Annotated in this window: 10 protein-coding genes; 1 reads left to right on the forward strand and 9 read right to left on the reverse strand. The window is 70.4% G+C overall.

From position 1 onward, the window contains the following. Positions 1–22: 22 nt before the first annotated feature. From FHT37_RS07510 to FHT37_RS07530, 5 genes are all read right to left on the reverse strand, one after another. A complete protein-coding gene (locus FHT37_RS07510) occupies positions 23–1,306 on the reverse strand; it encodes a patatin-like phospholipase family protein (RefSeq protein WP_255489513.1) in 1,284 nt (427 codons plus the stop codon). A gap of 131 nt (positions 1,307–1,437) precedes the next feature. Next, positions 1,438–2,478: a TRAP transporter substrate-binding protein gene (locus FHT37_RS07515; RefSeq protein WP_183479895.1), complete on the reverse strand. Its 1,041-nt coding sequence runs from the start codon at positions 2,476–2,478 to the stop codon at positions 1,438–1,440. Positions 2,479–2,531: 53 nt separating this feature from the next. Beyond that, positions 2,532–3,824, reverse strand: coding sequence for a TRAP transporter large permease (locus FHT37_RS07520; RefSeq protein WP_147241587.1), 1,293 nt, complete (start codon positions 3,822–3,824; stop codon positions 2,532–2,534). 18 nt (positions 3,825–3,842) lie between these two features. Further along, positions 3,843–4,382, reverse strand: coding sequence for a TRAP transporter small permease (locus FHT37_RS07525; protein ID WP_409072692.1), 540 nt, complete (start codon positions 4,380–4,382; stop codon positions 3,843–3,845). Next, the gene (locus tag FHT37_RS07530; protein WP_183481389.1) at positions 4,379–4,873 is read right to left on the reverse strand and encodes a gluconokinase; all 495 of its coding nucleotides are present in this window, start codon (positions 4,871–4,873) and stop codon (positions 4,379–4,381) included. The genes FHT37_RS07525 and FHT37_RS07530 overlap by 4 nt, the downstream gene beginning before the upstream one ends. Positions 4,874–5,219: 346 nt before the next feature. On the opposite strand from FHT37_RS07530, the gene FHT37_RS07535 reads away from it, so the two are divergent. Further along, positions 5,220–6,242, forward strand: coding sequence for a LacI family DNA-binding transcriptional regulator (locus FHT37_RS07535; RefSeq protein ID WP_183479896.1), 1,023 nt, complete (start codon positions 5,220–5,222; stop codon positions 6,240–6,242). 88 nt (positions 6,243–6,330) lie between these two features. Here FHT37_RS07535 and FHT37_RS07540 read toward each other — a convergent pair whose 3' ends face one another. From FHT37_RS07540 to aroC, 4 genes are all read right to left on the reverse strand, one after another. Continuing rightward, positions 6,331–9,603, reverse strand: a complete 3,273-nt coding sequence (locus tag FHT37_RS07540; protein WP_183479897.1) for an efflux RND transporter permease subunit — start codon at positions 9,601–9,603, stop codon at positions 6,331–6,333. A 156-nt stretch (positions 9,604–9,759) separates the two neighbouring features. Continuing rightward, the gene (locus tag FHT37_RS07545) at positions 9,760–10,914 is read right to left on the reverse strand and encodes an efflux RND transporter periplasmic adaptor subunit (protein WP_183479898.1); all 1,155 of its coding nucleotides are present in this window, start codon (positions 10,912–10,914) and stop codon (positions 9,760–9,762) included. A gap of 267 nt (positions 10,915–11,181) precedes the next feature. Then, positions 11,182–12,411, reverse strand: coding sequence for an MFS transporter (locus FHT37_RS07550; protein ID WP_183479900.1), 1,230 nt, complete (start codon positions 12,409–12,411; stop codon positions 11,182–11,184). Between the two features lie 55 nt (positions 12,412–12,466). Then, positions 12,467–13,576 carry a chorismate synthase gene (aroC, locus tag FHT37_RS07555; RefSeq protein WP_183479902.1) on the reverse strand — a complete coding sequence of 370 codons (1,110 nt, stop codon included), beginning with the start codon at positions 13,574–13,576 and terminating at the stop codon, positions 12,467–12,469. Positions 13,577–13,664 lie beyond the last annotated feature (88 nt).

Here is a 13,664-nt window from a genome sequence, read left to right on the forward strand (position 1 = left end):
CCGTCGACCCTGCGTCCCAGGGTCAGGCCTTGCCGCCCTTACCCGCCCTGCCCGGCGCCTTCGCCACTGCCTTCTCCGGCGCCTTCACCGGCGCCTTGACCGCCGGCCGCGCGTTGCGCACCCGATTGGCCAGGAACACCTCGCCGATGTCCAGCGTGCTGTCGTGGCCGACGTGCCGCGCGCAGGTCGTCAGCCATTTGTCGGCGGCCTCGCGGCCGAGCACGAACAGCGTGGTCAGCAGCCGCGGGTCGGTGTTGAGCTTGCTCGACGCGCCGAAGGGCGCCAGGCCGTCCTCGTCGGCGATGCGGTGCAGCCGCATCTGCTTGTAGCGCGTCGGATCGATGCGCCGGTCGCGCAGCAGCCGCTGCACGAAGGCGATCGCGCGCAGCTCCGCCACCAGGCTCGCGTTGAAGGTGATCTCGTTGATGCGGTCGTCGATCTCGGACGCGGTGCGGGGAATGCCCGCGTGCTCGCGCGGATTGATCTGGATCAGCAGCACGTCGTCGGAGTGGGTGCCGTAGACCAGCGGCCACAGCGCCGGGTTGCCCGAGAAGCCGCCGTCCCAGAAGGGCTCGCCGTCGATCACCACTGTCTGCGCGCTGTGCGGCAGGCAGGCCGAGGCCATCAGCGCCTCGATGCCCAGGTCCTCCCCGCTGAACACCCGCGGCTGGCCGGTGCGCACCGAGGTGGCGGTGACGAAGACCTTGATCGGTCCCTCGCGCAGCGCGTCGACATCGACATGGCGTCGCACGATGTCCCGCAGCGGATCGAGGTTGAAGGGATTGAGCTGGTAAGGGCTCCACAGCCGCAGCCAGGCGTCCCAGGCCGCCATGCCGGGCCAGGCGCTGCGGTTGAAGACCCAGGCCGGCGTCTCGCGCCGCGCGGCCTCCTCCGGGCCCTTGGTCTCGCCGACGACGCCGAAGCAGGCCGGCACGCCCGAGACGTCCTGCCAGAAGCGCGACAGCGCCTGGCGCGCGCCGAGCGCCCCGCCGCGGGCGAAGCCGGTGGCCATGACCGCGGCGTTCATCGCGCCGGCGCTGGTGCCCGACACGCCGTCGATGCGCAACCGGCCGTCCTCGAGCAGCCGGTCCAGCACGCCCCAGGTGAAGGCGCCGTGCGAGCCGCCGCCCTGCAGCGCGAGGTCGATGGAACGCGGCGCCTCCTGGGCCGGGACCGGCGCGCGCGTGCGCATCGGGACCTCGAGGACGCCCTCGGCGCCGGCACCGCCGGCAGGGCCGATGCCATCGGGATCGGTGGCGGGCAAGGCACGGGAGCCGCGGCGGGGCGGGCGGGAAGACGTCGTCATGGATGAAGCGGTCGAGAAGCGACGCCGGTCGCGTCGGAACCCGCAGCCTATACCGTGACGAGCCGTCCTTGGGCGCTCAGCTGCCGCTCACCTGTCGCTCACGCGCTGCCCACGTGCCGCTCACTTGCCGTTCACTTGCCGCCGCGCAGCTTGGCCAACTGGCCCTGGGTCTCGTTCCACAGGTCCATGCCGACCTGCGTCGCCACACCGGCATTCACGCGGGTCAGCTTGTCGCGCATGCGGGCGGTCTCCGCCGGGCTCAGCTCGTTGACCGCCATACCCTTGGCCTTGAGCTCGGCCAGCGCCTTGGCGGCCTCGTCGCGCGTGTCCTTGCGCTCGAAGTCGCGGCTCTTGATCGCCGCCTGCTGCAGCACCGCCTGTTCGTCCTTGGACAGGCCGTCCCAGAACTTCTTCGACACGGTCACGATCCACGGGCTATAGACGTGGTTGGTCACCGTCAGGTACTTCTGCACCTCGTAGAACTTGGCCGACAGGATGGTGTTGTACGGGTTCTCCTGGCCGTCGACCGCCTTGGTCTCCAGCGCCGAGAACAGCTCCGAATACGGCAGCGGCACCGCGTTGGCGCCCAGCTGCTTGAAGCTGTCCAGGAAGACGTTGTTCTGCATCACGCGCAGCTTGATGCCGTCCAGGTCCTCCAGCCGGTTGACCGCGCGCTTGCTGTTGGTCAGGTTGCGGAAGCCGTTCTCCCAGTAGACGAGGCCGACCATGCCCTTGTCGGCCAGCTTGCCGCGCACCTTGTCGCCGACCGGGCCGTCCAGCAGCGCGTCGGCCTCGCGCACGTTGTTGACCAGGAAGGGCGTGTCCCACAGCGCCATCTCCTTGGCGATGCCCACCAGCGTGGCGGTCGAGCCGACCATCATCTCCTGCGCGCCGCCGATCAGCGCCTGCTGCATCTGGGTGTCCGGGCCGAGCGCGGCGCCGCCGATGGCGCGCACCTTCATCTTGCCGCCCGACAGCCGCGCCACCTCGTCGGCGAAGACCTTCACCGCGCGGCCCTGGTTGCTGTTCTCGGCCAGGCCGTAGCCGAAGCGGATCAGGCGCGGCTTGATGTCGGCGGCCTGCGCCGATGACACGGGCAGCGCCGCGCTCAGCGCGACGGCGGCCAGCGCGACGGCGGCGGCCAGGGTGTTGCGGCGGGTCTTGAAGCTCATGGTTGTCTCCTGGGTACGAGGGTCGCTGAGGATCAGGGAAGGGTCGCGGCCGGTCAGCGCATCCACTTGACGGGCGCGATGACCAGCTCGGGGAACACGGTGAACAGGACGAGGATCAGCGCGTAGGTCAGCAGGAACGGATTCACGCCCTTGATGACCTGGTGCATCGACAGCCGGCCCACGCCGGCCACCACGTTGAGGACCGTGCCCACCGGCGGCGTGATCAGGCCGATCGCGCCGTTGAGCACGAACATCAGCCCGAAGTACACCGGGTCGATGCCCGCCTTGACCGCGATGGGCAGCATCACCGGCGCGAAGATCAGGATCGTCGGCGTCAGGTCGAGCGCCGTGCCGATCACCACGAGGATCAGCATCATCAGCGCCATCAGCAGCCGCGGCGACTCGATCAGCCCGCCCAGCCAGCCGGTGAGCACGCCCGGCAGGTCCGCCAGCGTGATCATGTAGCTCGCCACCTGCGCGCCGGCGCACAGGAACATCACGATCGCCGTCGTCTTGGACGCCCGCACCAGCACGCCGTGCAAGTCGCGCAGGCCCATCTCGCGGTGCACGACGAAGCTGATGACCAGCGCGTAGAACGCGGCCACCACCGCGGCCTCGGTCGGCGTGAACACCCCGGTCTTCATGCCGCCGATGATGATCAGCGGCATCAGCAGCGCCCAGAAGGCCTGGGCGGTGGCCTTGAGCCGCTCGCGCATCGGCAGCGCGGTGCCCGGCGGCAGGTCGATCCTGCGCAGCTGCAGCTTCCAGGCGACCAGCAGCCCCAGGCCCATCACCAGCCCGGGCACGATGCCCGAGAGGAACAGCGCCGAGATCGAGGTGTTGGTCGTCACGCCGTAGATCACGAACGGCATCGACGGCGGAATGATGGGCGCGATGATGCCGCCCGAGGCGATCAGCCCGGCGGAGGTCGCCATCGGATACCCATGGCGTCGCATCATCGGCAGCAGGATGGTGGCCAGCGCGGCGGTGTCGGCCAGCGCCGAGCCGCTCATGCTGGCCATCAGCACCGAGGCGCCGATCGCCACGAAGCCCAGCCCGCCGGGGATGTGGCCGACCCAGGCCTGCGCCATCTGGATGATGCGGCGGCTGATGCCGCCCGCGTTCATCAGCTCGCCGGCCAGGATGAAGAAGGGCACGGCCAGCAGCGGGAAGCTGTCGATGCCGGCCACCAGGTTCTGCGCCAGCAGCTGGGTGTCCCAGAACTCCAGCGCCCAGGCCATGCCGGCGCCGGTCAGCACCAGCGCGAAGGCCATCGGGATGCCGATGCCCATCAGCAGCACCATGCCGCCGACGAAGACGATGAAGGACAGTGCCTCGTTGCTCATGATCGACCTGCCCCGTCCTTACTCGACGTCCGACTCGTGCTCGAGGTCCAGCGGCTTGCCGCGGACCAGCTCCCAGGCCGCCATCGCCGCGATGGCGGCGCAGGACAGCAGCGCCGGCAGCGGCAGCAGCGCGGTGGGATAACCCAACACCACCGAGCGGCTGTCCATGCCGACGACCACCTGCTGCCAGGCGCCCCAGCCCACCAGGCCCGCCGCGGCGATGACCGCGAGGCGGATCACCCCGGTGACCGCCCGCAGCGCGCCGGGCTTGCCGCGCAGCGGCAGCAGCAGGCTGGTGAAGGCCATGTGCTCGCCCAGCGGGTAGGCGGCGGTGGCGCCGATGAAGACCATCCAGACGAAGAGCAGCCGCGACAGCTCCTCACTGGCCGCGATGCCACCGCCGAAGCCGTAGCGCAGCACGACGTTGACGAACACCGCCAGCGCCATCACGCCCAGGCACAGCGCCATCGCGGCCTCGCCGGCCAGGAGCAGGCGCGAGCGCGGCGCGGTGGCGTCCGCGCCGGCCGCGGAGGAAGGATCGTGGTCGGACATGCTCATGCGTCGATCTCCTGGGAGGGGGGCACGGCGAGCAGCGCCAGCGCGCGCCCGACCTGCTCGTCCAGCGGCAGCGCCGCCGGCACGGTCACGACGCCCGGCTCGCCGGTCGGCGGCTCGAGCGTGGCGAACTGGCTGTCCACCAGCGTCGCCGAGAAGAAATGGCGGTCGGCCCGCGCCGCCACGCGCTGGAGCGCCAGCGGCTTGTCGATGTCCATGTAGACGAAGCGCACCGCTGGGCAGGCGGCGCGCAGCCGCTCACGGTAGGCGCGCTTGAGCGCCGAGCAGCTCAGCACCACCGGCGCCTGCGTGCGCAGCATCTGCCCGAGCTGGTCCAGCCAGCCCCAGCGGTCTTCGTCGGCCAGCGGCTGGCCGGCCTGCATCTTGGCGATGGAGGCCGGCGCGTGGTGCGCGTCGCCCTCGATGAAGCCCCAGCCCAGCGCGCGGGCCAGCGCTTCGCCGACGCTGGTCTTGCCGCAGCCCGCGACCCCCATGACGACAAGGGCCGTGGCCGGGATCGGGCCCGGGATCGAAGCGGCGGTGGCGGTCGGCGAAGTCATCGGATAGCGCTATCCCACTGGCTGAAAAGAGACGGCGAGCGGTAGTCCGGAATCGCCGTCGGTCCTCGTCACGCAAGGAAATTCCCGGTCCGGTCGGACGCCAAGGCGGGCGTCCGACGATTGGGATAGCGCTATCTTAGGTGGTGCATCCAGGCACCAGGAGAGGGATTACGCGTAGTTTCGGGGCGCGTCGATCGATGCGCGGCCGCGGTTCGCCGGGCCACAGGCCTCGGGTCCGACCCGGCTGGCGACGCAGGGGGATAGCCCTATCCTCCCGCCGATGAACCCGCCCTCCTCCAAACGCCGCCGCGCCACCGGCCGGGCCACGCTGCAAGACGTCGCCCTGGCCGCCGGCGTCAGCCCGATCACCGCCTCGCGCGCGCTGCGCGGCGAGCGCAGCGTGGCGGCGGAGCTGGTCCAGCGCGTCACCGTGGCCGTCGCCCAGCTCGGCTACGTGCCGGATCCGGCGGCCCGGGCGCTGGCATCCTCGCGCAGCAACCAGGTGGTGGTGCTGATCCCGCTGCTGTCGAACGCGCTGTTCGTCGACCTGCTGGACGCGGCGCAGCGCACGCTGCTGGCGGCCGGCTACCAGAGCCTGATCGGCGTGACCCACTACCACCCCGAGGAAGAAGAGGCGCTGCTGCGCACCTACCTGATGAACCGTCCGGCGGGGTTGCTGGTCACCGGCTTCGACCGCACCGACGCGGCCCGGGCGCTGATCCACGGCAGCGGCGTGCCCTGCGTCCACGTGATGGAGAACCGCGGCGAGCCGGGCCTGTATTCGGTCGGCTTCTCGCAGCAGGCGGCCGGTCACGCGATGACGGCCGAGCTGATGCGGCGCGGTTATCGCCGCATCGCCTTCGCCGCAGCGCAGCTGGACCCGCGCACGCTGCAGCGCGCGCAGGGCTATCGGGAAGCGCTGGGCGCGGCGCACGATCCGGCGCTGGAGTTCATGGACGCGGCACCGTCGTCGTTCGCGCTCGGCGCGGCGATGTTCGAGCGCGTCCTGCAGGCCGTGCCCGATGTCGACGCGATCTTCTTCAACAACGACGACCTGGCCCAGGGCGCGCTGCTGCAGGCGCTGCGGCTGGGGATCCGGGTGCCCGAGCGCGTCGCCGTCGCCGGCTTCAACGACCTCACCGGCGGCGGCCAGATGCTGCCGCCGCTGAGCACCGTGCGCACGCCACGCGGCGAGATCGGCCTGGAGGCCGCACGCATGCTGGTCGCGCTGATGCGCAACGAAGCGGTCCCCGAGCCCTGCCTGGACTTGGGCTTCGAGCTGGTCCTGCGCGAGAGCTGCTAGGCACCGTCATGAACGACAACGCCGGATCGTTGCCGATCCGGCGTCCGTGCCATCCACGACGGGCGCCTGGCCCGTCGCGCGTGCGGCCTCAGTCGGCGATGCCTGGCGTCGGCGTGCCTGGGCCGATCGCCGGGCCCGCCGAGCGGTCATCCGCCGAGGCGTCGAGGTCCGCGTCGGTCGGCGTCGACGCCGCCGCGAAGGTCTTGCGGCCCTTCACCAGGTAGGAATAGATCACCGGCACCACGACCAGCGTCAGGATCGTCGAGGTGATCACGCCGCCGATGATCGCGCGGCCCATCGGCGCCTGGATCTCGCCGCCCTCGTTGAGCGCGATCGCCATCGGCAGCATGCCGAACACCATCGCCGCGGTCGTCATGATGATGGGCCGCATCCGCGTCAGGCCGGCCTGCAGCAGCGCCTCCGGCACCGACAGACCCTGATCCTTGCGCGCATGGTTGGCGAAGTCCACCAGCAGGATCGCGTTCTTGGTCACCAGGCCCATCAGCATCACCAGGCCGATCATCGAGAACACGTTCAGCGTCGTCTTCCACAGCAGCAGCGCCAGCATCACCCCGATCATCGCCAGCGGCAGCGAGGCCATGATGGCGATCGGCTGCACGAAGCTGCCGAACTGGCTGGCCAGCACGATGTAGATGAAGATCAGCGCCAGCCCCATCGCGATCAGCAGGCCGTTGAAGGCCTCCGCCTGCTGCTTGCCGTCGCCGTCGACCATGAAGCTGATGCCCGGCGGCAGCTGCGTCTCCTTGATCAGCTTCTGCACGTCGGCGTTGACGTCGCCGCCGGGGCGGCCCTGCACGCCGGCGTAGACGGCCTCGCGGCGCTGCAGGTTCTGGCGACGGATCACCTCGGGGTTGAACACCGGCTCGATGGTCGCGACCTGCTCCAGCGCGATCGGCGAACCGTCGCGGGCGAAGGCCACCGGCAGGTTGCGCATCTGCTCGATGCTCTGGCGCTGCGCCTTGGGCAGGCGCAGCAGCACCTCGACCTGGTTGCCGTCGGGCGTGGTCCAGTAGGTCGCGATGTCGCCGTTGACGTAGGCCCGCAGCGAGGACGCCACCTGCACCGCGTTGAGCCCCAGCTCGCGCACCGCCGAGTCCTTGAGCTTGACCGCGTAGGCCGGCAGCCCCGGCTTGACCGTGGTGTCCACGTCCACCGCGCCCTTGATCTTCTTGACCTTCTCGGCGAAGTCCTTGGCCACCTGGGTCAGCACCTCCGGATCGGAACCGAGGATGGTCACCCACACCGGACGGTTGAAACCGACGCTGACCTCGACGCCGGGGATGCGCGCGATCTCGGCGCGGATCGCGTCCTCCACCTGCATCTGGGTGCGCTTGCGCAGCTTGCGGTCGACCAGCGCGATGTCCAGGTTGGCCTGGTTGCGGCCGGTGGCCATGCCCTCCCCGCTGCTGCCCACGACGGTCGCGACGGTCTTGATCTCGGGGAAGGTGGCCAGGATCTCCTCGACCTGGCGCACCTTGGCCTCGCCGCGCTCCAGGCTGGTCGCCACCGGCATGCGCAGCGTCAGGTGGGTGAAGCCCTGGTCGATCTGCGGCTGGAACTCGCTGCCCACCGCCGGCACCAGCAGCAGGGCCAGCACGAAGCTGCCGATGCCCGAGCCGGTCACGATGCCGCGCGGCGTGATGGTGGCCAGCCGCAGGCGGCGCGGCGCGCTCTTCAGGCGCTGGCCGTCCGGCCCGAACGGGCGACCGAAGGCCGGCAGCGGCGGCACCAGCATCCGGTAGCGGCGGCCGGAGAACACCCAGCGCAGCGTCTTCTCGTAGACGTCGTGAAGCAGGTCCATGCCGCGGTCGGTCGCGCGCACCAGGTGGCCGATGACCGGCACCTTCTTGATGTAGGTGCTCGGCGGATCGGGCCAGACCGAGGACAGCATCGGGTCGAGCGTGAAGCTGACGAACAGCGACACCAGCACCGCCACCGCGACGGTGATGCCGAAGGGATAGAAGAACTTGCCGACGATGCCGCCCATGAAGGCGACCGGCACGAACACCGCGCAGATCGCGAAGGTCGTGGCCATCACCGCCAGGCCGATCTCGTTGGTGCCGTCCTCGGCCGCGCGGTGGTGGTCCTTGCCCATGCCGACGTGGCGCACGATGTTCTCGCGCACGACGATGGCGTCGTCGATCAGCAGGCCGATGCACAGGCTCAGCGCCATCATCGTCATGAAGTTCAGCGTGAAGCCGAAGGCATAGATCGCGATGAAGCTGGAGATCACCGAGATCGGCAGCGTCAGCCCGGTGATGATGGTCGAGCGCCAGCTGTGCAGGAACAGGAACACGATGGCGATGGTCAGCAGCGCGCCCTCGATCAGCGTGTGGCGCAGGCCGTCCAGCGAATGCTTCACGAAGTCGCTGTTGACGTAGACCAGCCGCAGCTCCATGTCCTTGGGCAGCGTCTTGCGCATCTCCTCGACCGCCGCCTTGACCGCCTCGCCGGTGGCGACGATGTTGGCGTCCTGCTGCTTGAAGATGTTGAAGGTGACGGCGGGCTGGCCGTTGATGCGGGCGATGCTGTCGAGCTCGCGTTCGCGCTCGCTGAGCGTGCCGAGGTCACCCAGCGTCAGCGGCAGGTCGCCGCGGCGGCCGACAACGACATTGGCGAATTCCTTCGGATCCTTGACCTTGCCCTCGACGCGCAGCATCGCGTCATCGAAGCGGTTGGAGATCAGGCCCACCGGCGCGTCGGTGTTGGCGGCGTTGAGCGCCGCCGAGATCTGCGCCGGCGTGATGTTGAAGGCGCGCAAGCGGGTCGGGTCCAGGTCGATGCGAACCTCGCGCACCGCCATGCCGCCGACGTCCACCTTGGCCACGCCCTCGACGCGCCCCAGCCGCTTGGAGACGGTCAGGTCGGCCATCATCGACAGCTCGCGCAGCGTGCGGTCCGGGCTCATCAGCGCGGCCACGATGATGGGCTGCGCGTTCTCGGTCTGGAAACGCTGCACCATCGGCGGCTTCACGTCGCGCGGAAACTGCGCCTGGGCCTGCGCCACGCGGTCGCGGATCTCCTGCATGCCGCGGTTCATGTCGGCGTTCAGCGAGAACTCGACCGAGGCCTGCATCCGGCCCTCGAAGCTGCGCGACTGCACCCGCTCCACGCCGGCGATGGTGTTGAGCGCCTCCTCGAGCGGCTTGGCCACCTCGCGCTCCACCGCCTCGGGCGAGGCGCCCGGGTACTGGATGTCGATCTGGGCACCGGGGAAGGTGATGTCGGGCGACTGCTCGACGCCCAGCTTGGAATAGGCGACCAGCCCCAGCACGCACAACGCGACCATGACCATGGTGGCGAAGACGGGGTTGCGGATCGAGACACGGGTCATCCACATGGGAAGCTCCCTTCGAGGGTTCGGTTCGGTCGTGGCCGGTCGGGCCGGTCGGGCCAGGCAGACGCGCGCGGCACCGGCGGTCGGCCGTTCTTGTCGTTCTTTCCGCCGGGCCCCGGGCGCGGCAGCGGCGCCGCCGCCGCAGGGCCCGGACGGCGATTACTGGGCGGTCGCGCCGCTCGCGGCGACGCTGGCCATGCTGGCCTTGGGCGCGCGGATCTCGGCGCGCTCACCTTCCTTCAGGTTGTCGAAGCGCGCGCCCAGCACCTGCGACTGCGGCGTCACGCCAGCCAGGATCTCGACGCGCCCTTCGCGCGGATCGCGCCGGCCGGTGGTCACGATGCGGCGCACCAGCATGCCCTTCTCGATCAGCCAGACATGTTCCTGGCCGGACACCGCGCCCACCGCCGTGGACGGCACCGTCAGGCGCGGCTTGTCGTCGGGCAGCTCGACGCGGGCGACGGCGTACTGGCCGGCACGGAAACGCTCGCCGGTGTTGTCCAGCGTCAGCGTCACGCCGATCGAGCGGGTGCCGGGCTCGGCGGCCGGCGCGATGCGGGCGATGCGGGCCGTCACCGGCTCATCGCTGCCCTCCACCTTCACCTGCACCGTCATGCCGGGCGAGAGCTTGCCCACCTCGTGCGTGCCGACCAGGCCGGCGAGCTCCAGCTTGGACAGGTCGACGATGGTCAGCACCTGCTGCTCCGCGGCGACCTTCTCGCCGGGCAACGTGTGCCGCTTGGCGACGATGCCGTCGATCGGCGAGATCAGCGCGGCCTGGCGCAGCAGGACCTCGCTGGTGCCGAGCTGCGCCTGCGCGGACAGCATCTGGCCGCGCGCGGACTCGAGCTGCGCGCGGGAGTTGTCCAGCGCCGTCGGCGCGATGAAGTTCTGCGAGGCCAGGCCCTGGTTGGCCTTGTACTGGCGCTCGGACTGCTCGTACATGGCGCGGGCCGATTCGACGCTGGCGTTGCGCTCGGCCACCTTGTGGCGCAGTTCCTCCAGGTCCAGCTGGCCCAGCGACTGGCCGGCCTTGACCCGGCTGCCCTCGCCCACCGTCAGGCGGTCCAGGCTGCCCGAGGCCTTGGCGCGGACGATCACGGTATTGGGCGCGACCAGCGGGCCGGAGAACTCGATCAGGCCCGGCATCGGCGCCATCGTCGGCTTGATGACCTCGCCCGCCTGGAACTCCAGGGCCGGCTTGGCCGCGTCCTTCTTCGCCGCCGGAGCGCTGCTCCCGCTCGTGGCGTACACGCCGGCGCCGCCCGCCAGGACGGCCACCGCCACGCCACCCAACCACCATTGCTTGCGCATGATCTCCCCCATCCGTCGACACGGGATCACCGGTTCGATGATCCTTGAATGCGGCGGAGTGTAGGAATCCCCAAATTGATGCGGGAGACAGACGCGACGAACTGCTGTTTGTGCGTCATGGCCTGCTTATCTCTGGGACTGAAATCGGCCGTCTCAACGACAAATTGCTAGTCGGAGCGACGAAAGCGCAGAAGAAGGCGATGGCACCCGATTGCCTTTTGGCTTTCGGAACCGGTGCGGCCATAGCGCCGGGCCGGGCGGCGGCGCTCAGGCCGCCTGCAGCGGATCGCGCTTCGCGCAGCGCCAATGACAGACCGCGCCGACGAGCGCGGCGACCGACGCGGCCCAGAAGCAGGCCGCGTAGCCATGACTTTCGGCGAGCCAGGCGCCGCCCAGGCTGCCCAGCACGCCCGAGACCCCGTAGCCCAGCACCGCGTACAGCGCCTGGCCGCGGCCCTGCAGCCGGCCGGGGAAATAGCGTCCGATCAGGCCGATGCAGGCGGTGTGCTGCGCGGCGAAGGTGACCGCGTGGCAGCACTGGAGCAGGACCATCGCCACGAGGCTCGCGCCCAGGCCGGCGGTGCCGGCCAGCCGGAACGCCGCCAGCAGCGCCGCGACGATGAGCCAGTGATGCAGGTGCTGCTGCCGGACCCAGCGGCCCTGGAAGGCGAACCAGGCGATCTCCGCCGCGACCGACACCGCCCACAGCGCCCCCACCTGCCCCTTCCCGTAACCGAGCCGGTCCAGGTAGAGGCTGTAGAAGGCGTAGATGGCGGTGTGCGCCAGCACGGTGAAGAACATGCCGAGGAAGAACCAGCCGACTTCCGGTCGGCGCAGCGTGGCGGCGATGGAGACCGGCGCGGCCGCGTCGTGCTGGACGGCGGCTCTCCGCGGCAGCCGCCAGGCGGCGATCACCAGCGTCGTGAGCCCCGCGACGATGGTCCACGGGAACACCGCCATGCCGGCCGCGTCGAACCACCAGCCGCCGCCGACGACGGTCGCCAGGAAGCCGACCGAACCCCACAACCGCACCCGGCCGTAGCGCTTCGGATCCATGCCGCCGCTGGTGGCCAGCTCATGCGCGATCAGCGCCTCGTTGAGCGGCGTCACGCAGGCGTTGAAGAAGTACATCAGGAACACGACCAGCGTCAGCCCGAGCACCGACGCGCCGCTGCCGCTCGGCGACACCAGCAGCAGGCCGCAGGCGCTGATCCAGCAGGCGAGCGCCGCGGCCCGGATCAGCTCGACGCGCCGGCCGCTGCGGTCGGCCACCAGGCCCCACAGGTAGGGCGCGAACAGCCGGGTCCAGCTCTGCATCGACACCAGCAGCCCGATCGCCACCACCGGCAGGCCGAGCGACTTGTACCAGAGCGGCGCGAACGGGTTGAACAGGCCGATGCTGCCGTAATAGGCGCAGCCGAGCAGCGCGCTCGCGCGCAGCACGCGGGCGCCGTCCGGCGTCGCCGGGACGGCCGACGGGGCGGTGGATCGGGCCATGAGGCAGTCGGGGGACGGACGGGGACCGCGCCGGCGTGCAGGCGCGGTCGCGGCTTCAGCCCGCGTCAGAGCGATGCGCGGCGATCGCAGGGATGGGCAGCTCGACGTCGCCGCACTGCGCGCGGTCCATCAGCACGTGGTCGATGACGACCAGCGCCAGCATCGCCTCGGCGATCGGCGTCGCGCGGATGCCGACGCAGGGATCGTGGCGGCCGAAGGTCTCGACCGTCGTGGGCTCGCCGGCGCGGTTGATGGACGCCTTGGGCGTGCGGATGGAGCTGGTGGGCTTGATCGCGATCGACACGCGCAGGTCCTGGCCGCTGGAGATGCCGCCCAGCACGCCGCCGGCGTTGTTGCTGGCGAAGCCCGCCGGCGTCAGCTCGTCGCCATGCTGGCTGCCGCGCTGGCGCACGCTGTCGAAACCGGCGCCGATCTCGACGCCCTTGACCGCGTTGATGCCCATCATCGCGTAGGCGATGTCGGCATCGAGCTTGTCGAACAGCGGCTGGCCCAGACCGGCCGGCATGCCGGTGGCCTCGACCATCAGCTTCGCGCCGACCGAGTCGCCGTCCTTGCGCAGCGCGTCCATGTAGTCCTCCAGCGCCTGGATCTGCGAGGCGTTGGCGGCGAAGAAGGGGTTCTGGCCGACGTGCTCCCAGCCCTCGAAGGCCAGGTCGATCTCGCCCAGCGCCGTCATGCAGCCGCGGAACCGGACGCCCAGTTCCTGCTTCAGCCATTTGCGGGCGACGGCGCCGGCGGCCACCATCGGCGCGGTCAGCCGGGCCGACGAGCGCCCGCCGCCGCGCGGATCGCGCAAGCCGTACTTGCGCCAGTAGGTGTAGTCGGCGTGGCCGGGGCGGAAGGTGTCGAGGATGTTTCCGTAGTCCTTGCTGCGCTGGTCCACATTGCGGATCAGCAGGCAGATCGGCGTGCCGGTGGTCAGGCCCTCGTAGACGCCGGACAGGATCTCGACCTGATCGGGCTCCTGCCGCTGCGTGACGTGGCGCGAGGTGCCGGGGCGGCGGCGGTCCAGCTCGGGCTGGATGTCCTCGACCGACAGCGCCAACCCGGGCGGGCAGCCGTCGATCACGCAGCCGATGGCCGGGCCGTGACTCTCGCCGAAGTTGGTGACGCGAAACAAGCTGCCGAAAGTGCTGCCGGACATCTGGAGAACCTGCCGAGGCGAGAAACCGAAGCTGCCGATTCTACGAGCGCGCCCCGGGCCGACGACTCACCCTGCGCCCGCTCCGCCC

This window comes from Mitsuaria sp. BK037, from assembly GCF_014193045.1.
Lineage (GTDB): Bacteria > Pseudomonadota > Gammaproteobacteria > Burkholderiales > Burkholderiaceae_C > Roseateles.

What these genes read in the sequence shown, in the direction of transcription:
- FHT37_RS07535 (WP_183479896.1), top strand. Translation starts at nt 5,220, where the DNA reads ATGAACCCGCCCTCCTCCAAACGCCGCCGCGCCACCGGCCGGGCCACG.
- FHT37_RS07540 (WP_183479897.1), bottom strand. Translation starts at nt 9,603, where the DNA reads ATGTGGATGACCCGTGTCTCGATCCGCAACCCCGTCTTCGCCACCATG.
- FHT37_RS07515 (WP_183479895.1), bottom strand. Translation starts at nt 2,478, where the DNA reads ATGAGCTTCAAGACCCGCCGCAACACCCTGGCCGCCGCCGTCGCGCTG.
- FHT37_RS07525 (WP_409072692.1), bottom strand. Translation starts at nt 4,382, where the DNA reads ATGAGCATGTCCGACCACGATCCTTCCTCCGCGGCCGGCGCGGACGCC.
- FHT37_RS07550 (WP_183479900.1), bottom strand. Translation starts at nt 12,411, where the DNA reads ATGGCCCGATCCACCGCCCCGTCGGCCGTCCCGGCGACGCCGGACGGC.
- FHT37_RS07545 (WP_183479898.1), bottom strand. Translation starts at nt 10,914, where the DNA reads ATGCGCAAGCAATGGTGGTTGGGTGGCGTGGCGGTGGCCGTCCTGGCG.
- aroC (WP_183479902.1), bottom strand. Translation starts at nt 13,576, where the DNA reads ATGTCCGGCAGCACTTTCGGCAGCTTGTTTCGCGTCACCAACTTCGGC.
- FHT37_RS07520 (WP_147241587.1), bottom strand. Translation starts at nt 3,824, where the DNA reads ATGAGCAACGAGGCACTGTCCTTCATCGTCTTCGTCGGCGGCATGGTG.
- FHT37_RS07510 (WP_255489513.1), bottom strand. Translation starts at nt 1,306, where the DNA reads ATGACGACGTCTTCCCGCCCGCCCCGCCGCGGCTCCCGTGCCTTGCCC.
- FHT37_RS07530 (WP_183481389.1), bottom strand. Translation starts at nt 4,873, where the DNA reads ATGGGGGTCGCGGGCTGCGGCAAGACCAGCGTCGGCGAAGCGCTGGCC.